Raw genomic sequence first — 22,089 nt, 5'->3', positions numbered from 1 at the left:
ACCCCAACAAACAAGAGAGAGATTTTCATGAAAAAAATCCTGTTGACCGTGCTGGCGCTGGGCGCTGCAACACAAGGCGCGATGGCCCAATCGACTGTCACCGTGTATGGCGTGGCTGACGCGGGCCTGGTGTTTGACAAAGACGCCAATGGCGATCGCCTGAGCCGCGTCGCTTCCGGCGTCGCTTCCGGTTCGCGCCTGGGCTTCAAGGGCAAGGAAGACCTGGGCGGCGGCCTGGCCGCTACCTTTGTGCTGGAAAGCGGTTTCAATATCGATACGGGTACTTCCGGCCAGGGCGGCCGGCTGTTCGGCCGCCAGGCGTATGTGGGCCTGACCGGCAGCGCCGGTGCCATCACGCTGGGCCGCCAGTATTCGCCGTACTACCTGGCCCTGCGCGACGTGGCCGACCCGTTCGTGATCGGCCTGGCCGGTACCGCCTCGAACGTCATGGCAACGACCGGTTACCGCGTCGACAACATGGTGCAGTACTCGACGCCGAGCTGGAACAAGCTGACGGCCGATGTGGCCTACGGCTTTGGCGAAGTGGCCGATGACAACAAGAAAAACCGCAGCCTGGGCGGCGCCGTGCACTATATCGACGGCCCGCTCAACGTGACGCTGACGCATCACCGCAAGGAAAACGTCACCGGCACCGCCGACACGCGCAACACGCTGCTGGCCACGCGCTACGACTTTGGCATGCTGCAAGGCCACCTGGCCTATGCCGACAACCGCACGCTGACCAATACCAAAAGCAACGATGTGCTGCTGGGCCTGACGGCGCCGTTTGGCGCCACCAAGCTGGTGGCCTCGTATATCCGCCACAACGACAAGAGCGCCCTCAATCGTGACGCGCAGCAATGGGCCATCGGTGCGTTCTACGCGCTGTCCAAGCGCACCGATCTGTACACCGCTTACGGCCATATCAGCAACAAGAATGGCGCAGCGTTTGTGGTGGGCAATGCCACCGATGACGGTACCGGCAACTCCGGCTTTAACCTGGGCATGCGCCACACCTTCTGATGACGTCGATAAAGCAGACAGGTTAAAGACATCATCTTGCAGGCCGCCGGAACACTCCGGCGGCTTTTTAATTTCCAGGGCTGGCAAAATGCGATACTGTGGCCCTTGCAGTCGGACCACATTATGGATAGCAACAACTCCCCTCTTTACTGGCGCCAGCGCATGGAACAACCGTCGAATCACAAGCTACTGGCCTGGGGCGTGGTGCTGCTGGCCTGCGTGGCGATTGTCTGGCAGGTGTATTTCTGGACCGAGCGCCTGGCCATCGGCAAGTTGCAGGCCAGCGGCGCGCAGCGGCTGGAGGTGTATGTCAGCAGCCTGGAAAATGCGCTGGAAAAATACGATTTCCTGCCCAAGACGCTGGAACTCAATCGCGACGTGATCCGGCTGCTGCAGCAGCCGGAAGATCCGCAGCTGATCGATGCCGTCAACCACTACCTGGAGCAGATGAACGACCAGGCCAAGTCCTCGACCATCTTTATCAGCAACCTCGACGGCAACACGCGCGCAGCCAGCAACTGGCGCCAGCCCGACAGTTTTATTGGCGACAATATCGCCTTTCGCCCGTATGCGCAGGATGCGCTGCGCGGCACGCCGGGGCGCTTTTACGGAGTGGGCACCACGCGGCTCGAGCCCGGCTACTTTTTTGCGCACGGCATCTACCAGAACGGGCGCATGCTGGGCCTGGCCACCGTCAAGGTCAACCTGGAAAGCCTTGAGAAACGCTGGGTGCAAGGCGCCGACAAAGTGATGCTGGCCGACGAGCACGGCGTGATCTTTCTGAGCTCGATGCCGGACTGGAAATACAAGACGCTGGCGCCGCTGGCGCCCGATGTGCTGGCGCTGCTCAACCGCACGCGCCAGTATTATTCCAAGGAGCTGGCACCGATACCGTTTTTGTCGGACCGGCAATGGGGCAACGGCGCGCGCGTGATCAGCGTGCGCGAGCAGGAACGCTTTGACGCACCGCAAAAAATCACCTCCAGCGTGATGACGCAGATCAAACTCAAATCGCCGCGCGGCTGGACCTTTATCTATCTGTCCGATATCAGCCAGGCCAGGGCCAGCGCGCGTTCGGCGGCAGCATTTTCCTGCGTGCTGCTGGGCTTTTTCATGCTGCTGTTTTTCTACCTGCGCCAGCGCCGCGCCGCCGTGGCGCAAAAACTGCGCGCGCGGGTCGACCTGCAGCATGCGTATGACAACCTGGAAACCATGGTCGAGGAACGCACCTCCGAACTGAACGCCATGACGCAAAGCCTGAGCCAGGAAATCGAAGTGCGCAGCAAGGCCGAGCAAAAACTGCATATCACGCAAAACGAGCTGTTCCAGGCTGGCAAGATGGCCGTGCTGGGCCAGATGTCGGCCAGCATTACCCACGAGCTGAATCAGCCGCTGACGGCGCTGCGCACCATGTCCGACAATGCCGTGATTTTGCTTGAACGCGGGCGGCTTGATGATGCGCGGCGCAACCTGGGCAAGATTTCCGATATTGCCGCGCGCATGGGCGCCATTACCGGCCAGTTGAAAGTGTTTGCGCGCAAGTCCACCACCAGCCTGACGTCGGTCTCGATTCCGACGGCCATCAGCAATGCGCTATTCCTGGTCGAACGGCGACTGCAGGTGGAAAACGTGCGCTTTACCCTGCACCTGCCGCCCGATGATATCTTTGCCATGTGCGAAAGCAACCGGCTCGAACAGGTGCTGGTCAACCTGTACGCCAATGCGCTCGACGCCATGAACGGCAGCGAGGTGCGCAGCCTGCGGGTGGAAGTCGAAGCGCGCGATGGCCTGGTGCTGATCCATGTGGCCGACACCGGGCCGGGGCTGGCCGACGAGGTGCTCGAGCGCCTGTTCGAGCCCTTCTTTACCACCAAGCCGCAGGGCCTGGGGCTGGGGCTGGGACTGGCCATTTCGGAACAGATCACGCGCCAGTTCGGCGGCGTGCTACGCGCAAGCAATGCCCCGGGCGGCGGCGCCATATTTACCATCGAACTACAGATGGCAACGCAGGAGGAGAAACATGTTTGAAGGTTTGAAGGTCTTGCTGGTGGAAGATGACCCGACCGTGCGCGAAGGCAGCGAACAGGCGCTGCAACTGGCCGGCCTGGACGTGCAGGCCTTTCACTCGGCCGAGCTGGCCTACAAGGTGCTGGCGCCGGATTTTCCCGGCATCGTCGTCAGCGATGTGCGCCTGCCCGGCATGAGCGGGCTGGAGCTGCTGGCGGCCGTCAAGGCGCTCGACGCCAACCTGCCGGTGATCCTGGTAACCGGCCACGGCGATATCACCATGGCCGTGCAGGCGATGCGCACCGGCGCCTACGACTTTATCGAAAAGCCGTATTCGTCCGAGCAACTGGTCGATGTGATCCTGCGCGCGCTGGAAACGCGGCGCCTGACGCTGGAAGTGCACAGCCTACGCCGCCAGCTTGAAGACGGCGGCGGCATCGAATCGCGTTTGCTGGGCAACTCGCTGGCCATGCGCGATATCCGCCGCCTGATTCTCGATGTGGCCAACGAACCGGCCGACGTGCTGATCTATGGCGACACCGGCACCGGCAAGGAAATGGTGGCGCGCTGCCTGCATGACTTCAGCCATCGCCGCAAGCACAATTTCGTGGCCGTCAACTGCGGCGCGATTCCCGAGAACATCTTCGAGAGCGAAGTGTTCGGCCATGAAACGGGCGCCTTTACCGGTGCGGCCAAGCGCCAGGTCGGCAAGATCGAGCACGCCGACCATGGCACGTTTTTCCTCGATGAAATCGAAAGCCTGCCGCTGTCGCTGCAGGTCAAGCTGCTGCGGGTGCTGCAGGAGCGCTATATCGAGCGGCTGGGCTCGAACATTGCCACGCCGGTCGATGTGCGCGTGGTAGCCGCCGCCAAGCTGGACCTGGAAGAGCTGTCGCAGCAGCAAAAGTTTCGCAGCGACCTGTATTACCGTCTGAACCTGATCGTGCTGCACCTGCCGCCGCTGCGCGAACGGCGCGAAGACATCCCGATGCTGTTCGAGCACTTCGTGCTGGCCGCCGCCGCCCGCTACAACCGCGCGCCGCCGATTGTCAGCAGCGCGCAGATGCACAACCTGATGGCGCACAACTGGCCCGGCAATGTGCGCGAGCTGCGCAATATCGCCGAGCGCTTCGTGCTCGGCATTGCCGGCGGCAACGGCCTGCTGGCCGCTGGCCAGGGCGTTACGTTGTCGCTGGCCGAGCAAGTGAACGGCTTCGAGCGCGCGCTGATCGAACAGGAACTGCGCAACTATGCGGGCAACGTCAGCGAGGTCAGTAACGTGCTGGGGCTGCCGAAGCAGACGCTGTATCACAAGATGCAGAAGTACAACCTGGTGGCCGAAGAGTTTAGGTAAAGGTGGTGACGGCGTAAACGTTGTTGACGCCAACCATGTTGTCGCATGACGTAACCCGAATCAGGCCCGGCAGTTGGCGTAGGTCGGATTAGGCCCCGCAGGGGCCGTAATCCGACAACATTGTTGGCGCCACAGGTGTTGTCGGATTACGGCCTGCGGCCTAATCCGACCTACGCCGAAGCCCCTGATTAGGTCGGATTAGTAACCCGAAAACATTGTTAATGCCCCAAGATATCAAAGTAGGACAATTCCGACGAAAAATGAAGACGTGCGGCTACGTGGTCGAACTGTAACAATTGCTACTATTTCCTCATTGCATTTATAGCCGGCTGTGCTATTCAACTTTTTTGAGGAGTTTTCATGTTTGCCACGTCCATCCGCCTGTCGCCACCCCGCCTGCGCCACCTTGCCACGCGCAGCGCCATGCTGCTGGGCATGGCTGGCATTGCCGCTGTCAGCAGCACTGCGCATGCCGAGCCGGCGATGCCGCTGGACCGCGCCAGCATCTCGCTGGGCGCCTTTTATGCCGATCCGCGCATCGACATTGGCGCCGACACCCAGTTCGGCCGCATCGACTCGCCGGAATCGAATCCGAAACACACCACCATTCCACGCGTCAAGGCCGACCTGCTGATCGGCGACCGTCATGGCATCGCCTTCGATTACTACCGTTACGACAAGAACTATACGCCGACGCTGACCGGTCAGACCATTATCGACGGCCAGCCGGTATCGGGCACCGCCACCGCCAACGCCGACCTGACGCTGGACCTGGCCAAGCTGTCGTATAAATGGTGGATGGGCCAGGAAAAAGACACCTTCGGCATCGGCCTGGGCGCTGCCTACTACGCCGCCAAGCTCGATGGCACGGCGACCGGCCTGGTCAATGGCATCAGTGCGACCGCGCGCGATTCGGTCAGCGAGCATGCCTTTGCACCATTGATTGAACTGGCCTGGCGCCATTCGTTTACGCCGGACCTGCGCATGTATATGGAAGCGTCGGGCATCAAGAAAAACGGCGGCAGCATCAACGGCCATATCTACGGCGGCAATATCGGCGTCGAATGGTTTCCGTTCAAGAATGTCGGTTTCGTGGCCGACTACGGCATCTCCAAAATCACCCTGCGCCGCGACAGCACGCGCGACGCCGACCTCAATATCCGCCTGACCGGCCCTTCGGCTTACGTCAAGATGCGCTTCTGATGACTATGCCGCATGTCGGCTTACGCGCTGCGCGCTAAGCCGACCTACCCGACCTACGTGTATTCGCCGGCGCCGGCTTGCCTTCAGGGCAAGACCGGCGCTTCGTCATTGGTAGCGCCCGTTCGTCGCTGGTCACGCCAGTGCGCATTTCATCCTGATATTTCCACCGCTGGTCGCAAAAAGATTATTTACTTTTTAATTGGCAGTATGATATTGCTCAATAGTAATATCTGCTATCGCGGATAAAAAGAATTGACCACCATCAAGCTCAGGAGAGTGTTGCAATGCTATCGATCAAACAGCTGAACAAAACCTATTCCAACGGCGTCAAAGCCACCAACAACGTCAGCCTGGAAATACCCAACGGCATGTTCGGCTTGCTGGGCCCCAACGGCGCCGGCAAATCGTCGCTGATGCGCACTATCGCCACCTTGCAGGAACCCGATAGCGGCAGCATTCATTTCGATGGCCTCGATGTGCTGAAGGACAAGGAAGGCCTGCGCCGCCAGCTCGGCTACCTGCCGCAGGACTTCGGCGTGTATCCGAAAGTGAGCGCGGAAACCCTGCTCAACCACTTTGCCGTGCTCAAGGGCCTGACCGAAAAAGGCCCGCGCAAGGAAGCGGTCGAAGCGCTGCTGCAGCAGACCAATCTGTGGGAAGCGCGCAAGCGCAACCTGGGCACGTACTCGGGCGGCATGCGCCAGCGTTTCGGCATTGCCCAGGCTTTGCTTGGTGCGCCGCGGCTGGTGATTGTCGATGAACCGACGGCCGGCCTCGATCCGGACGAGCGCAACCGTTTCCTGAACCTGCTGGCCAGGATCGGCGAGCAGGTGGTGGTGATACTGTCGACCCATATCGTCGATGACGTGACCGACCTGTGCCCGCGCATGGCCATGATCGTCAAGGGCGAAGTGCTGGTGCAGGGCGAGCCGCAGGCCGCCATCGACACGCTACAGGGCAAGGTCTGGCGCCGCAGCGTGACCAACGAGGAACTGGCGCACTACCAGCAGAGCCTGAATGTGCTGTCGACGCGCCTGGTGGGCGGCAAGCCGCAGATCAATGTCTATGCAGACAGCCAGCCCGACAGCGGCTTCGTGCATATTGCCCCGGACCTGGAAGACGTGTACTTCTTGCATGTACGCCACGCAACCCGCGCTGGCATGCCGGCAGTAGCGGCATAAGGAGCGCGCCATGTGGAAGGAATTTTTCAAGTTTGACCTCGGCTATCAGCTCAAACAGCCGCTGCTGTGGGTATTTGCCGTTGTGCTGGGCCTGATGGCCTTTGGCGCCACCACCAGCGACTCGATCCAGATCGGCGGCGCAATCGGCAACGTCAACCGCAATGCGCCGACGGTGGTGGCGCAGATGCTGGCGCTGTTCAGCCTGATGTCGATGTTTCTGGTGACCGTCTTTATTGCCGGCGCCGTGCTGCGCGACAGCGAATTCGGCATGGCCGACATGTTGTTTGCCACGCCGATGCGCAAGCTCGACTATCTGTTCGGCCGCTTTGCCGCCGGTTTTGTCGCCTGCCTGGCGATCTTTGCGGTCATTGCGCTGGGCACCATGCTCGGGCCCATCATGCCGTGGATCGATCCGCAGCGCGTGGGGCCGTTTTCGCTGGCCACCTACGGCTGGACCTTTGCCGTGATCGTGATCCCGAACCTGCTGTTTATCGGCGCGCTGCTGATGCTGCTGGCCGCCACCACCCGCTCGATGATGCTGGTGTATGTGGGCGTGCTGGGCTTTTTCGTGCTGTGGGCGGTCGCTGGCGCCTTTACCAAAGATATCAACAACGAATGGATCGCCGCGCTGATCGACCCGTTCGGCCTGCGCGCCATGGGTCGCATGACGCGCTATTTCACTGCCGCCGAATCGAACGCCAGCCTGCCGCCTTTCGAAAGCTTCCTGCTGGCCAATCGCCTGCTGTGGCTGGGCGTTACCGCCGTGCTGTTTGCCGCTACCGTGGTACTGTTCAAGCCGCAGCGCACCGGCACCGGCAAGCGCCTGTTCGGCAAGGCCAAGGTACAAGCCGCCTCAACTTTTACGGCGCCGCTCCATCTGCCGCGCATTACGCCGCATTTCAGCACCGCCAGCGCCTGGCGCCAGTGGTGGCAGATCCTGCGCTTTGACGCCGTGGGCGTCTTCAAGAGCGTGCCCTTCCTGGTGATGCTGCTGTTTGGCGTGATCAACCTGTTGTCGTCGAGCAGCCTGGGCGGCAAGCTGTTCGGCACCGCCGTCTATCCGATGACGCATCTGATGCTCGACCATATCAACCAGAGCTTCAGTTTCATGCTGATCATTATCGTCAGCTTCTATGCCGGCGAACTGATCTTCAAGGAGCGCCAGGTCAAGATCGCCGACGTCAGCGACGCCATGCCGGTGCCAGACTGGGTACCGCTGCTGGCCAAGAGCACGGCGCTGCTGGGCGTGATTGCCGGCTACCTGCTGGTAGGCGTACTTGCCGCCATCGGCTTCCAGCTGGTCAAGGGCGGTGCGCCGGTAGAGCTGGGGTTGTACCTGCAAGGCACATTGCTCAGTTCGCTTTTCTTTGTGCTGATGGGTTTGTGCGCAGTCGCCCTGCAGGTGTTTTCCAACAACAAGTTCGTCGGCTACCTGCTGGTGATCCTGCTGATGGTGTTGCAGACCGTGATGCCGCTGATGCACCTCGAGCACAATCTGTACACGTTTGGCGCGACGCCGTCGATCGCTTATTCGGACATGAACGGCTACGGCCACTTCCTGACCGGCTGGCGCTGGTTTGCGCTGTACTGGAGCCTGTTTACGGTGGCGCTGCTGATGCTGGCGCAGGCGTTCTGGGTGCGCGGCCTGTCGACCGGCTGGCGCAACCGCATGCAGCTCGCTGGCCAGCGCCTGAAGGGCCGCAGCGGCGCCGCGCTGGCGCTGGTGCTGCTGGCCTGGGCTGGCACCGGCAGCTGGGTCTATTACAACACCAATGTGCTCAACGACTACGAGCCGGCCAATATCGGCATGGACAAGTTGGCGCGCTATGAAAAACAGTATCGCCAGTACAAGGACCTGCCGCAGCCGAAAATCACCGATATCGAGGCCAAGGTCGATATTTATCCGGACCAGCGCAAGGTACTGATCCGTGGCCACTATGTGCTGCAGAACAAGACCGCGGCCGCCCTCGATACGCTGCGCATCCAGCTCAATCCCGACCTCGATACCAAGTGGCTGAACCTGCCGGCGCACAAGGTGGAACTGGACGACAAGGACCTGGGCTTTTCCATCCTGAAGCTGGCCCAACCGCTGGCGCCGGGCGCCACCTTGCCGCTCGACTTTACGGTTGCCGTCACGCACCAGGGCTTTACCAACGACGGCAAGCCCGACGAAGTCAACCTGAACGGCACCTTCTTCAGCAACATGGCCTATTTTCCGCACTTCGGCTACAAGAAGGAAATGGAACTGCAAGACCGCAACGAACGGCGCAAGCGCGGCCTGGGCGAACCGCAGCGCATGGCCAAGCTGGAAGACAAGTCGGCCTACGGCAACACGGTCTTCGGCAACGAAGCGGACTGGATTCATTTCGATACCACCGTGTCGACCAGCGGCGACCAGATCGCGCTGGCGCCAGGCTATCTGCAGAAGAGCTGGGAAGAAAATGGCCGCCGCTATTACCAGTACAAGATGGATCAGCCGATGATGCCGTTCTTTGCCTATCTGTCGGCGCGCTGGGAAGTGAAAAAAGGCGACTGGCATGGCGTGCCGATCGAAATTTATGCCGATAAAAAGCACCTCTACAACGTCGACCGCATGATCCGTTCGGTACAGAAGTCGCTCGACTACTACACCACCGAGTTCACGCCCTACCAGCACAAGCAGGTGCGTATCCTCGAGTTTCCGGGCTACCAGAGCTTTGCGCAGTCGTTTGCCAATACGATCCCGTATTCGGAAGGTATCGGCTTTATTGCCGACCTGCGCAAGGACGATGACGTGGACTATGTGTACTACGTGACGGCGCATGAAATGGCGCATCAGTGGTGGGGCCACCAGGTGATCGGCGCCAATGTGCAGGGCGCCAGCATGCTGATGGAGTCGCTGGCGCAATACTCGGCGCTGATGGTGATGGAGAAGGAATACGGCCGTGGAAAACTGCGCCGCTTCCTGCGCTATGAGCTTGACCGCTACCTGAACGGACGCGGTGGCGAAGTGATCGAAGAACTGCCGCTGGCGCGTGTGGAAAACCAGCAATATATCCACTACCGCAAAGGCAGCCTGATCTTCTATCGCCTGCGCGACGAGATCGGCGAGGCGGCCGTCAACCGCGCGCTCAAGCGCTTCCTGCAAGACAAAGGCTACCAGCAGGCGCCATTTACCACCACGCAGGAGTTACTAAGCTATATTCGCGCCGAAGCACCGCAGGACAAGCAGGACCTGATTACCGACCTGTTTGAAAAGATCGTCTTCTACGACAACCGCGTGACCTCGGCCAAGGCCGTCAAGCGCGCCGACGGCCAGTGGGATGTGACGATGCAGCTGCACCTGGCCAAGCTCGAGTCTGACGGCAAGGGCAAGGAAAGCCCGCGCGTCTACGATGAGCCGGTCGAGATCGCCATCTTCTCGCGCCCGCCCGGCGGCAAGGAAAAGGACGAAAAAGTCCTGTTTACCGACAAGCGCAAGCTCGACGGTGCCAATCCGGTGGTGACCATCACGGTCAAGGAGCAGCCGTTTGAAGTGGGCGTCGATCCTTACAACAAGATGATCGACCGGGTGTCAGGCGATAACCGCAAGGAGGTCAGTATCAACTAGCTTGCAGGCATGCCGGGGGTGCTTTGGCATTCCCGGCATCAGCTCGATCAGCTCAACTCCCTGGCCCGCCAGCACCCCCGCCCGCCCGCCTTGGCGGCATACAGCGCCTCGTCGGCCTGCGCCAGCAGGGCGGCGGCGCTGTAGCGCGGTGCGACGCCGGCAGCAGCATAGGCCACGCCGATGCTGCTCGATATCTGGTACACCAGCGTTTGCAGGATGGCCGGTTCGCGCATGGCCTGCAGGATTTTCTCGGCCACCAGTTCGGCGTCGGCGCGGGAAGCGACCTGCGGCAGCAGCACCACGAATTCATCGCCACCAAGCCGCGCCACCACATCGGCACTGCGCACCGCGGCGCGCGCGCGGCGCGCAAATTCCCGGATCAGTTCGTCCCCTATCGCATGGCCGTGCAAGTCGTTGACCTGCTTGAAATAATCGATATCGAGAAACAGCACGGCCACGCCCTCGCCTGACGGCGGCGCGCGCAGCAGCCGCTCTTCGAGCAGCGCCATAAAGGCAGAACGGTTCGGCAGGCCGCTCATTTCATCGATGGTGGCGCGGTCGCGCAGGTTATCTTCGCGCAGGCGCTGCTCCGTTACATCCCAGCCGACAATATAAAAACCGGTGACCTGGCCGTCGGCCTCGCGCTGTGGCAAATAATGTACCTGGAACATGCACGGCTGGCCGTCCTTCAGGCGGCGATGGTCGAACGCCACGCTGGCACCCTGCAGCGCCAGTTCGATATGCTCGCGCAGCGGCGCGTAGATGGCGTCGCCGAGAAAATCGCGCACGGTATGGCCGATAATCTGCTTTTGCTGCTGCGCCGCTTCAAACGACTGGAAATAGGCCAGGTTGCAATAACGGTAGCGCTGCTGGTCATCGACAAAGGCGACCACCGCCGGTATCGCATCGGTCAGCTGGCGCAGCATGGCCTCCTTCAGGCGCAGCGCCTCTTCGGCGCGGATGCGCTCGCTGATATCGCGTGCGCTGGCGCTGATGCCGTCGCCGACCTTGACCACCTCCTGGTAAATCCAGCGCAGATGGCCCTGGCCATCATCGAGCGTAAACTGCTCGGCCAGCGGCTCGCCGGTATTGGCGGTATGAATGAATTTGCCGAGCATGCCAGGCGCCATGTGCTGCGGCATGGTCGTGCTCAGCAACTGGCCCACGATGCGTTGCTGCGGCAGGTCCAGGAAACGCTGCGCCACTTCATTGACGTAGGCAAAGCGGAAATCGACCACCTGGCCGCGCTCGTCGCGCACGCTGGAAAACAGGGTGTAGGCGTCCAGGTGCGACTCGGCCGCGCTGATAAAGCGCTCGGCATTGGCCTCGGCGTCGCGCTTGGCCAGCTGCAGCTGCTGCAATGCCGACTCCAGCTCGACAGTGCGCGACCGGACCCGGCTTTCCAGTTCGTCGTGCAGGCGCGCCAGCGCTTCCTGCGCATGCTTGCGCTCGTTGATATCGTTAATCACCGACAGGAAATGCAGCGGCTGGCCATGCTGGTCGCGCAGCAGCGACACCGTCAGTTCGCCCCAGATAATGGCGCCGTTGGCGTGCAGATAGCGCTTGTCCAGGGTGTAGGTGGCGATCTTGCCAGCCAATAATTGCTGCACCTGCTCCAGGTCTGCGGCCAGGTCGTCCGCATAGGTGATCTGCTGAAAGCTTGTCTGCAGCAGATCGTGCTCGCTGTAGCCGAGCATCTCGCACAGGCGTGGATTGACCTGCAGCCAGGCGCCGTCAAACGACAGTAGCGCCATGCCGACGGCAGCCTGGGCAAAAGTATTGTTGAGCAAGGCTTCGGAACGCGTATAGCGCTGCTGGTAGCGGCGCGCTTCGGCGTCGATCTCGGCGGCATGGAAATACTGCTCGACCATCTGCGCAAAGTCGTTCAGCGCCAGCAGGTCGTCGGCCGACATGCGGCGCGGCGCGGTGTCGATCAGGCAGACCGTACCCAGCGCATGGCCGGCGCGGCTGCGGATCGGCTGGCCCGCATAAAAGCGCACGTGCATCTCGCCGGTCACCACCGGGTTGCCGGCAAAGCGCGGATCCTTCGAGGCGTCTTCCACCACCAGTGCGCCTTGCCCGAGGATGGCGTGACCGCAGAACGAGATATTGCGCGCGGTCTCGGTGGCCATCAGCCCCACGCGCGACATGAACCACTGGCGCTCCTTGTCAACCAGCGACACCAGTGCGATCGGCACCTGGAACAGGCGCGCTGCCAGGCGCGTGATACGGTCCAGTTCCGGCACGGCCGGACCGTCGAGCACATTGAGTGCGCACAGGCTGACCATGCGCTGCGCTTCGTCAGGCGGCGTTGGTGGTTCCATCCACGATGCAGGATTTGCCAGGCTCATGTGTCATGAAAGTTGGTTTGCCTGACAGCAGTGTTTCATTAGTGGCGCAGCAGGTCAAGCGCGCACACGCTTGACCTGCTGCAGCTTGAAACTCACCAAAACTTACACGAACTTATACGATACCGCTACCGCTGGCACCTGCGCGCGCCGGACGTTCTTCGGCTTTCTGGCGGCGATAGCCGCTGCTGCGGTAGGCCGCGACCGGGTCGATCGCGCCGCCCGAACGCAGGCGCGCCATCGCCAGGATCGGCGCCACGTCAGTGCGGAACGCCTGTTTGAGCGCCTGCGCCGACTGCAGCACATCGTGCTGTTCCTGATGATGGGCCAGGGCGATGCGGTCGACCAGCGCCGACTGGATATAGGCGCGCTGCACTTCGATGGCGCTGCTCATCAGGCTTTCAATCGGGTCCGTCACGTTGTGCGACTGATCGAGCATATAGGCCGGCTTGAACGCCTCGCCCTCGCGCAGGGCCGCATCGGCCAGCTCGTTAAACACCAGGAACAGCTGGAACGGGTTGATGCTGCCGGCGTCGAGATCGTCGTCACCGTATTTGCTGTCGTTGAAATGGAAGCCGCCCAACTTGCCGAACTGCGCCAGGCGCGCCACTATCATTTCGATATTCGTGTTCGGCGCATGGTGACCGAGGTCGACCAGGCATTTGGCCTGCGGTCCCAGCTCGGTGGCGCACGCGTAGCTGGTGCCCCAGTCGGCAATCGCGGTAGCGTAAAAGGCCGGCTCGAACAGCTTGTGCTCGATAAACACCTGCCAGTCGGCTGGCAAAGCGCTGACCACGCCGCGCATGCTGTCGAGGTAACGCTCCAGCACGGCGCGCAGATTGTGCTGGCCGGGGAAGTTGGCGCCGTCGCCGACCCATACCGTCAGCGCTTTCGAGCCCAGCGCATGGCCCAGCTCGATACAGTCGATATTGTGCTGCACCGCCTGCGCCCTCACTTGCGCACTGGCCGCCGTCAGGCTGCCGAATTTGTAGCTGTGTTCCTGGCCTGCCTGGTCCTGGAAGGTATTGGAATTGACGGCGTCGAAATACAGCCCATGGCGCGTGGCCGCTTCGCGCAGCGCAGCGACGTCATCGGTCTTGTCCCACGGGAAGTGCAGCGAGACGCCCGGCGTGGCGGCCGTCAGCTGATGGATCACGCCGCAGTCATCCATTTTTTCAAAGATATTGCGCGGCTCGCCCGGGCCGGGAAAGCGCGCAAAACGCGTGCCGCCGGTGCCCACGCCCCAGCTCGGTACGGCCACTGCAAAGCCTTGCGCCAGTGTGGTCAGCTGTTCGATATTCTGGCCGCGCCGCTCCAGCATGCCGCCCAGCGCCGCATAGTCGGCCTCGAGGTTGCTGCGCAGTTTGGCGTTGTGTTCGGCCACCAGGCCGCTGTCGATGATGGTGCTCATGGTTGTCTCCTTGGGAATGGCGGCGCGCTCATGGTCGCGCCGTCCGTACGTTATGAACTTGCTGCGTGAATATTATCGCGTGAACGCTGCCGCATTGCCGGCGTCGACGTTGATGATATTGCCGGTGCTCTTGCCCGCTTTTTCGCTGAGCAGGAAATACACGGCCTCCGAGATGTCTTCCGGCAGCACGCTGCGTTTGAGCATGCTGCGCTGGCGGTAGAAGTCTTCGATATCGTCGCTGTCGATCTTGTTGGAGGCGGCGCGCTCTTCCTTCCACTTGCCGTCCCAGATGCGCGAACCGCGAATGACGGCGTCCGGATTGACGACATTGACGCGGATGCCGTGCGCGGCGCCTTCAAGCGCCAGGCAGCGCGCCAGATGGATTTCAGCCGCCTTGGCGGTGCAGTAGGCGGCGGCGCCACCGGAGGCGACCAGGCCATTTTTGCTGGCCACAAACACCATGCTGCCGCCCAGCTTTTGCTGCTGCATCATGCGGTAGGCGCCACGGCTGGCCAGGAAGTAGCCGGTCACCAGAATCGACTGATTGCGTTCCCACAGCGCCAGCGACGTCTCTTCAAACGGCGCCGACGAAGCGATGCCGGCGTTCGACACCAGCAGGTCCAGACCGCCAAAGGCCAGCGCCGAGGCGTTCAGGATCGTCTCCACCTGTTCTTCGCTGGTAATGTCGGCGCGCACGGTGGCCAGGTTGTCCGGGCCGGCCACTTTGCGCAGCGCTTCTTTCGCCTGTGCCAGCGCTTCGCTGTCGATATCGGTCAGCATCACGCAGGCGCCTTCCTGCAGCAGCTGGCGCGCTACTGCCTGGCCAATGCCGCCGGCGCCGCCGGTGACCAGCGCAATGCGGCCAGCGAGGCTTTTCGGTTTGGGCATGCGCTGCAGCTTGGCTTCTTCGAGCAGCCAGTATTCGATATCGAACGCTTCCTGCTCGGGCAGGCCGACATAGGTATCGACGCCATTGGCGCCGCGCATCACGTTGATTGCGTTGACATAGAACTCGCCGGCAATGCGGGCGGTGGCCTTGTCCTTGGCAAAGCTCAGCATGCCCACGCCCGGGATCAGGTAGATGATCGGGTTGGCGTCGCGCACGGCCGGGCTGTTGTCGTGCCTGCAGCGCTGGTAGTAGGCGGTGTAGTCGGCGCGGTAGGCGGCCAGCGCATCGTCAAGGCCGGCTACCAGCTTGTCGAGATCCTGGTTCAATGGATCGAAGTCAACCACGAACGGACGGATCTTGGTGCGCAGGAAATGGTCGGGGCAGGAGGTGCCGAGCGCAGCAAGTGGCTGCAGGTCGGCGCTGCAGACAAACTCGAGCACTGCGGCGCTGTCGTCAAAGTGGCCGAGCTTGTATTCCTGCTGGCTGATCTTGCCGCGCAACAGGGGCATCAGGCGTGCGGCAATCGATGTGCGCTCCTCTGCCGGCAATGGTGCGCTGCGGCTGCCGCCAAAGGCCGGCTGGCGGCTGTTGGCAGCGAGCCAGTCGTCGGCGCGGCGGATAATGGCCAGCGTGGTTTCATAGCAGGATTTGGCCGTATCGCCCCAGGTAAACAGGCCATGGCCTTCGAGGATAATGCCTTTCAGGTGCGGCTGTTCGCTCGACAGCGCTTCGAGTTTCAGGCCCAGGTCGTAGCCGGGGCGCTGCCATGGCAGCCAGCCCAGTTCGCCTTCAAAAATTTTTGCCGTCAGCGACTTGCTGTTGGCGCAGGCGGCAATCGCAATCACCGCATCCGGGTGCATATGGTCGACATGGGCCTGCTTGATATAGGCATGCAGGGGCGTATCGATACTGGCCGCGCGCGGGTTCAGGTTGAACGTGCAGTGCGGCAGGTAGGCCACCATCTCGTCTTCCAGCGCCAGGCCGCGATAGCGGTTTTTCAGCGCGCGCAGCTTGTCCATATACAGCGTGGAAAAGCCATCGAGCTTGATGCTGCCCAGGTCGCCGCCGGAGCCCTTGACCCACAGCACTTCGACCTGCTGGCCGTCGAGCGGGTCGGTCATCATGATCTTGGCGGAGGTATTGCCACCGCCAAAGTTGGTAATGCGCATATCCGAACCGAGCAGGTTCGAGCGGTATAACAGGAGTTCGGGTTCGCTTAAGGTGGCTGCGACGGCATCGTCCCAGCGCGACTGGATCGGTTCTGCTTGCATGACTGGTCTCCGGTATTTTTATGGCTTTATGTGATTTCACTGCGACTTCTGCGCTCAGTAGAAAACAGTCACCGATCAGTGTCAATTCAACTTCGCTCAAAATCGTGAGCGAAACGCAAACAATCATCAAGTTGATTGAAACCCGGCCTTTTGGCTGATTGGAATTCAAATAATCATCAAGTTGATTGATTGCTGATTGACATCGTTGCAGCAAATGCTTAGCCTGAATCACCGATACAGAGCCGGTCCACAGATCGACTGCCCACCCGATGAGGCAGCGACGGAGACAGGCCAGAGGAGACAAGATGGTCAATCACAAACGCCGCAAGGGATTGTTGCGGCTGCTCGCCGAGCATCATGCGGCCAGCGTCGAACAGCTGGTCGAGTGGCTCAATGCCTCGCCGGCCACGGTACGGCGCGATATCGCCTGGCTGGCCGAGCGCAATATGCTGCTGCGCACGCGGGGCGGCGCCGAGAACCTGCCGGGCAAGAAGCCGGCGTTTGCGCTGTCGGGTGAAACGTTCCAGAACAACCTGGCCAGCTGCGCTGGCGCCAAGCGCGCCATTGCGCGCCATGCCGTGGGCCTGTGCAGCGAAGGCGAGACCATCATTATCAACGGCGGCACCACCACCTTCATGATGGCGGAGTTTCTGGCCGAGACGCGCCTGAAAATCCTCACCAATTCCTTTCTGATGGCCGAGCGCCTGCTGACCTCGAGCGAAAACGAGATCATCCTGCCCGGCGGCCAGGTGTACCGCGAACAGAACGTGATCCTCAGCCCGTTCGACAACGACATTACCCAGCACCACTATGCGGGCAAGATGTTCATGGGCGTCTACGGCCTGTCGATGCTGGGCCTGATGGAAGCCGATCCGCTGCTGATCCAGGCCGAGAAGCGCCTGATCGGCCAGGCCGAAGAGCTGATCGTGCTGGTCGACAGCTCCAAGTTTGCACGCAAGGCCGGGCTGATCCTGTGCGGGCTGAACCGCGTGTCGTGCGTGATTACCGATACCGGCGCCCCCGAGAGCGCACTGAATATGCTGCGCCAGGCGGGCGTCAAGGTGGTGACGGTCACGCCGGACGCCGACGCCGTAGACGACGCATCAGACTGATCAAATCCAATCAAAATCGAATCAGGTTTTACCCACGGTTGACGGAAATATTCCGCTGCCTTTATCCACACAGGAGACACTGCCATGAGAATCAAAAAAATACTGCTTGCCTGCTTCAGCTGCGCCATGCTGGGCGCCCTGCCGATGGCGGCCCATGCGGCCGACAAGGTCAAGATCGCGATGGTCGTCAAGAGCCTGGGCAACGGCTTCTTTGACGCCGCCCACGAAGGCGCCAAGGAAGCGGCCAAGCAGCTGGGCGACGTGGAGATCATCTATACCGGCCCGACCACGCCGACGGCCGAAGGCCAGATCGACATTATCAATTCGCTCATCAGCCAGAAGGTAGGCGCCATCGTCATTTCCGCCAACGACGCCAATGCACTGGTGCCGATCACCAAGAAAGCCATGCAGCGCGGCATCAAGGTACTGTCGTTCGACAGCGGCGTGGCCAAGGAAGGTCGCTTGCTGCAACTGAACCCGTCGAATGCCGAACTGATCGGCGTGAAACAACTGCAGATGGCGCAGGACGCCACCGGCGGCAATGGCGGCGATATCGCCATCCTGTCAGCTACGGCGCAGGCCACCAACCAGAATATCTGGATCGGCGAAATGAAAAAAGCGCTGGCCAAGCCGGAGTTTGCCAAACTCAAACTGGTGTCGACCGTGTATGGCGACGACCAGTCCGACAAGAGCTACCGCGAAGCGATTGGCCTGTTGCGCAGCAACCCGAATCTGAAAGTCATCATTGCGCCTACCACCGTCGGCATCAACGCCGCCGCCAAGGCCGTGGTCGATGAAAAACTGGTCGGCAAGGTGTATGTCACGGGCCTGGGCCTGCCGTCGGAAATGGCCGGCCACGTGAAGAGCGGCGCCGTAAAAAGTTTTGCCATCTGGAACCCGATCGACCTGGGCTACGCCGCCACCTACGCTGCCTATGAGTTCGTCAAAGGCAAGGCCAATGGCAAGGCAGGCGACAACATCGCTGTAGGCCGCATGGGCAAGATCGCGGTCGATGCCAACGGTGAAGCCGCGCTTGCACCGCCATTTACCTATGACAAGGACAACGTCGACAAGTTCGCCAAAATTTTCTAATCCAGCTTAGCGAGCCAGCCATCATGTCATCGACCATCCCTGCCGACTCGCCGCCCGTGTTGCGCCTGTCGGGTATTTCCAAGCGCTTTCACGGCATCGTCGCGCTCAACAATGTTTCGCTTTGCGTGCGCGCCGGTGAAGTCATGGCGCTGATCGGCGAGAACGGCGCCGGCAAGTCCACCCTGGTCAAGACCCTGACCGGGATTTACCAGCCGGACGACGGCGCCATCGAGCTGGCCGGCCAGCCGGTGTCCTTTGCCAGTCCGCAAGCGGCGATGGACGCCGGCGTGACGGCCGTGCACCAGGAAACGGTGATGTTCGATGAACTGACGGTGGCGGAAAATATCTATATCGGCCGCCAGCCGCGCCATGGTTTTCCACCACGCATCAACTGGCCGCTGATCGAAGCCGAGGCGGAAAAGCTGTTTGCACGCCTGGAAGTAAGCCTGCCGGTGCGCACCAAGGTGAAAGACCTGAGCGTGGCGCAGCGCCACTTCGTGGAAATTGCACGCGCGCTGTCGCAGCAGGCGCGCGTGGTGATCATGGACGAACCGACGGCGTCGCTGTCGCGCCATGAAATCCACGAGTTGTACCGGATTGTCGGGCAATTGAAAGCAGCCGGCACGGCCGTGATTTTCATCTCGCACAAATTCGATGAAATCTTTGCCGTGGCCGACAGCTATACGGTGCTGCGCGATGGCTGTTTCGTGGCGGCCGGTTCGCTGGCTGAAATCGACGAAGCGCGGCTGGTATCGCTGATGGTCGGGCGCAATATCGCGCAGGTGTTTCCCAAGATCGAGCGGGAAGCCGGCGCACCGTTGCTCGAAGTGGCCAACTTCTGCCATCCGAGCGAATTTGACGATGTAAGCTTTACCGTCAGGCAAGGCGAAATCCTCGGCTTTTACGGCCTGGTGGGCGCCGGGCGCTCGGAAGTGATGCAGGCGCTGTTTGGCCTGACGCCCGCCGCGCGCGGCACCGTCAAGCTCAACGGCCAGCGCATTCATGTCAGCAGCGCCAGCGAGGCGATTGCCCACGGCATTGCCTATGTGCCGGAAGACCGCCAGCACCAGGGCGCGCATCTGTCGCTGCCCATCGTGCACAACGTGACCTTGCCGATTTTGCCCGGTATCGGCTTTTTCCTTGGTGGCCGCAGCGGCGCCGAGACGGCGATTGCGCGTCGCTACTGCGAGCAGCTCGAACTGAAAGCCAATCACTTCGGCCAGCATGTGTCCGAGCTGTCCGGCGGCAACCAGCAAAAAGTGGTGCTGGCCAAATGGCTGGCCACCGCACCCAAAGTCATTATCCTCGACGAGCCGACCAAGGGCATCGATATCGGCTCGAAAGCGGCCGTACACCGCTTTATCAGCGAGCTGGTCGGGCAAGGCTTGTCCGTCATCCTGGTGTCGTCGGAATTGCCGGAAGTGCTCGGCATGGCCGACCGCATCGTTGTCATGCACCAGGGCCGCATCCAGCGCACTTTTTCGCGCCAGAAAGCGACGCCCGAAAACGTGGTGGCGGCCGCCTCCGGCGCCGGCCACACCGAAAAGGACGCAGCATGAAACATCTTATTACCCATCTGGCCAAACAGCGCGAGGCGCTGCTGGCGCTGGTGATCGTCCTGCTGATCTGCGCAGTGGGCCTGCGCGCGCCGCTGTTTATCAGCGCCTCGAGCCTGCACAACCTGCTGACCGACAGCACGCTGCTGATCATGCTGGCGCTGGCGCAGATGTTCGTCATCATTACACGCGGCATCGACCTGTCGGTGGCCTCCAACCTGGCCCTGTCGGGCATGATGGCCGCCCTGCTGGCGGCCAAGATGCCGGCCCTGCCGGTACCGGTGATCATCCTGGTGGCCGTGTCGATCGGCCTGGTGCTGGGCCTGCTGAACGGCTGGCTGATCGGCTACCTGGAACTGCCGCCCATCGTCGTCACGCTGGGTACCATGAGCGTCTATCGCGGCCTGGTGTTCGTGCTATCGGGCGGCGCCTGGGTCTCGTCGCACCATATGCCGCCGGCCTTTATCGCCTTTCCGCTGAGCCAGTTCCTCGGCGTAACGCACTTGGTGTGGATAGCGCTGGGCGTGATCCTGCTGACCTGGTATATGGCGCGCTATACGCGCTATGGCCGCGACCTGTATGCGATCGGCAATGCCCCGACCTCGGCGCGTTACGTGGGCATCAACAGCGCGCAGCGCCTGCTGATGGTGTATGCGTTTTCCGGCGCCATGGCCGGCCTGTGCGGCTACCTGTGGGTGGCGCGCTATGCGGTGGCGTATTCCGAAATTGCCTATGGCTTTGAATTTACCGTGATCGCCGCCTGCGTGATCGGCGGCATCAGCATTGCCGGCGGCGCCGGCACCGTCACCGGCGCCGTGCTGGGCGGATTGTTCCTGGCGGTGATCAACAATGCGCTGCCGATCATCAAGGTGTCGCCATTCTGGCAAAGCGCGCTGACGGGCCTGGTGATTCTGTCGGCCGTGATCATCAATGCGCGCAGCAACCGCAAGGCCGGGCGCCAGATTCTTCCACTTCATTTGCCTACAAGGAGCGCGGCATGAACGCACGCCTACCGCACAGCGCGACCCTGATCGCCCCGGAACCGGCCGACAGCGCCAGCAAAAGCACCACGCGCTACAGCGTGGCCGACCGCCAGCCTTTCCAGCTGAAAAGCTTTCTGGGCCGCTGGGAAACGCTGCTGGGCCTGCTGCTGGTGGCCATGTTTATCGGCGGCAGCGTGTTTATTCCCAACTTCTTTGACGGCTACAACCTGGCCGACGCCACCTTCAATTTCAGCGAAAAAGCGCTGATTGCGCTGCCGATGGCGCTGCTGATCATCTGCCGCGAAATCGATATTTCGGTGGCTGGTACGCTGGCGCTGGCGTCTGTCACCATGGGCCTGGCGCACCAGGCCGGCATGCCGCCGCATGGCCTGGTGGTCGTTGCACTGGCTGTGGGCACGGCCTGCGGCTTTCTCAATGGCTACCTGGTCACGCGCTTCGACCTGCCGTCCATCGTGGTAACCATCGGCACGGTGTCGCTGTTTCGCGGCCTGGCCAGCGTGGTGCTGGGCGACCAGGCCTTTACCGGCTATCCGCAGCTGATGGCCGACTGGGGCCAGGGCTATTTCTTCGAGGTGATACCGCGTGAATTCATCGTGCTGCTGGGCTTTGCCGCGCTGTTTGCGGTGCTGCTGCATGCGACCAGCTGGGGCCGGCGCATCTATGCGATCGGCAACAACCCGGTAGCGGCACGCTTTTCCGGCATTGCCGTGGACCGCTACCGCCTGGCGCTGTTCATGCTGACCGGCGCCATGGCCGGCCTGGCCGCCTTTTTGCTGACGGGACGCATCGGCAGCACGCGGCCCAATATTGCCATGGGCTGGGAACTGGAAGTGATCACCATGGTGATCCTGGGCGGCATCAGCATTGCCGGCGGCGCTGGCAGCATGGCTGGCGTGATGCTGGCCGTGCTGACGCTGGGCATGGTCGGCTACGGCATGGCGCTGCTCAATATTCCCGGCATCATCATGACCATCGTGGTGGGTTTGCTGCTGCTGGTGACCATCGCCCTGCCGCGCCTGCTGAAAAAACGCACGACCAAAAAATAAAAC

The 22,089-nt window shown here is 61.6% G+C and carries 14 protein-coding genes; 11 read left to right on the top strand and 3 right to left on the bottom strand.

Going from position 1 to position 22,089, the window contains the following annotated elements:
* Nucleotides 1–27 precede the first annotated feature (27 nt).
* From GCM43_RS19645 to GCM43_RS19620, 6 genes are all read left to right on the top strand, one after another.
* Nucleotides 28–1,023 (top strand): porin, encoded by a 996-nt coding sequence (locus GCM43_RS19645; protein WP_152247420.1) that lies wholly within the window; start codon nucleotides 28–30, stop codon nucleotides 1,021–1,023.
* A gap of 123 nt (nucleotides 1,024–1,146) precedes the next feature.
* Complete coding sequence (locus tag GCM43_RS19640) at nucleotides 1,147–3,051, top strand: sensor histidine kinase (RefSeq protein ID WP_152247418.1); 1,905 nt, start codon at nucleotides 1,147–1,149, stop codon at nucleotides 3,049–3,051.
* Nucleotides 3,044–4,384 carry a sigma-54-dependent transcriptional regulator gene (locus GCM43_RS19635; protein ID WP_152247416.1) on the top strand — a complete coding sequence of 447 codons (1,341 nt, stop codon included), beginning with the start codon at nucleotides 3,044–3,046 and terminating at the stop codon, nucleotides 4,382–4,384. The genes GCM43_RS19640 and GCM43_RS19635 overlap by 8 nt, the downstream gene beginning before the upstream one ends.
* 360 nt (nucleotides 4,385–4,744) lie before the next feature.
* Nucleotides 4,745–5,587: a porin family protein gene (locus tag GCM43_RS19630; RefSeq protein ID WP_152247414.1), complete on the top strand. Its 843-nt coding sequence runs from the start codon at nucleotides 4,745–4,747 to the stop codon at nucleotides 5,585–5,587.
* Nucleotides 5,588–5,871: 284 nt separating this feature from the next.
* A complete protein-coding gene (locus GCM43_RS19625) occupies nucleotides 5,872–6,768 on the top strand; it encodes an ABC transporter ATP-binding protein (RefSeq protein WP_152247412.1) in 897 nt (298 codons plus the stop codon).
* A 10-nt stretch (nucleotides 6,769–6,778) separates the two neighbouring features.
* The gene (locus GCM43_RS19620; RefSeq protein ID WP_152247410.1) at nucleotides 6,779–10,357 is read left to right on the top strand and encodes a M1 family aminopeptidase; all 3,579 of its coding nucleotides are present in this window, start codon (nucleotides 6,779–6,781) and stop codon (nucleotides 10,355–10,357) included.
* Nucleotides 10,358–10,404: 47 nt separating this feature from the next.
* Here GCM43_RS19620 and GCM43_RS19615 read toward each other — a convergent pair whose 3' ends face one another.
* The 3 genes from GCM43_RS19615 to GCM43_RS19605 form a co-directional block, all read right to left on the bottom strand.
* Nucleotides 10,405–12,681, bottom strand: a complete 2,277-nt coding sequence (locus GCM43_RS19615; protein ID WP_193315685.1) for a diguanylate cyclase domain-containing protein — start codon at nucleotides 12,679–12,681, stop codon at nucleotides 10,405–10,407.
* A 139-nt stretch (nucleotides 12,682–12,820) separates the two neighbouring features.
* Nucleotides 12,821–14,116 carry an L-rhamnose catabolism isomerase gene (rhaI, locus tag GCM43_RS19610; RefSeq protein ID WP_152247406.1) on the bottom strand — a complete coding sequence of 432 codons (1,296 nt, stop codon included), beginning with the start codon at nucleotides 14,114–14,116 and terminating at the stop codon, nucleotides 12,821–12,823.
* Between the two features lie 72 nt (nucleotides 14,117–14,188).
* On the bottom strand, nucleotides 14,189–16,276 hold the full coding sequence (locus GCM43_RS19605; protein ID WP_152247404.1) for a bifunctional rhamnulose-1-phosphate aldolase/short-chain dehydrogenase: 2,088 nt from the start codon (nucleotides 16,274–16,276) through the stop codon (nucleotides 14,189–14,191).
* A 305-nt stretch (nucleotides 16,277–16,581) separates the two neighbouring features.
* On the opposite strand from GCM43_RS19605, the gene GCM43_RS19600 reads away from it, so the two are divergent.
* From GCM43_RS19600 to GCM43_RS19580, 5 genes are all read left to right on the top strand, one after another.
* Nucleotides 16,582–17,388, top strand: a complete 807-nt coding sequence (locus GCM43_RS19600; protein ID WP_152247402.1) for a DeoR/GlpR family DNA-binding transcription regulator — start codon at nucleotides 16,582–16,584, stop codon at nucleotides 17,386–17,388.
* Nucleotides 17,389–17,514: 126 nt separating this feature from the next.
* The gene (gene rhaS, locus GCM43_RS19595; protein ID WP_226929574.1) at nucleotides 17,515–18,480 is read left to right on the top strand and encodes a rhamnose ABC transporter substrate-binding protein; all 966 of its coding nucleotides are present in this window, start codon (nucleotides 17,515–17,517) and stop codon (nucleotides 18,478–18,480) included.
* Nucleotides 18,481–18,503: 23 nt separating this feature from the next.
* The gene (locus GCM43_RS19590; RefSeq protein ID WP_152247398.1) at nucleotides 18,504–20,039 is read left to right on the top strand and encodes a sugar ABC transporter ATP-binding protein; all 1,536 of its coding nucleotides are present in this window, start codon (nucleotides 18,504–18,506) and stop codon (nucleotides 20,037–20,039) included.
* The gene (locus GCM43_RS19585) at nucleotides 20,036–21,037 is read left to right on the top strand and encodes an ABC transporter permease (protein WP_152247396.1); all 1,002 of its coding nucleotides are present in this window, start codon (nucleotides 20,036–20,038) and stop codon (nucleotides 21,035–21,037) included. Before GCM43_RS19590 ends, GCM43_RS19585 begins: the two co-directional genes overlap by 4 nt.
* Nucleotides 21,034–22,086 carry an ABC transporter permease gene (locus tag GCM43_RS19580; RefSeq protein ID WP_152247394.1) on the top strand — a complete coding sequence of 351 codons (1,053 nt, stop codon included), beginning with the start codon at nucleotides 21,034–21,036 and terminating at the stop codon, nucleotides 22,084–22,086. The genes GCM43_RS19585 and GCM43_RS19580 overlap by 4 nt, the downstream gene beginning before the upstream one ends.
* Nucleotides 22,087–22,089 lie beyond the last annotated feature (3 nt).

The organism is Janthinobacterium aquaticum (assembly GCF_009208565.1).
Classification (GTDB): domain Bacteria; phylum Pseudomonadota; class Gammaproteobacteria; order Burkholderiales; family Burkholderiaceae_D; genus Janthinobacterium.
The sequence above is the reverse complement of the archived record's forward strand: the minus strand, read 5'-3'. Positions and strand labels throughout refer to the sequence as shown.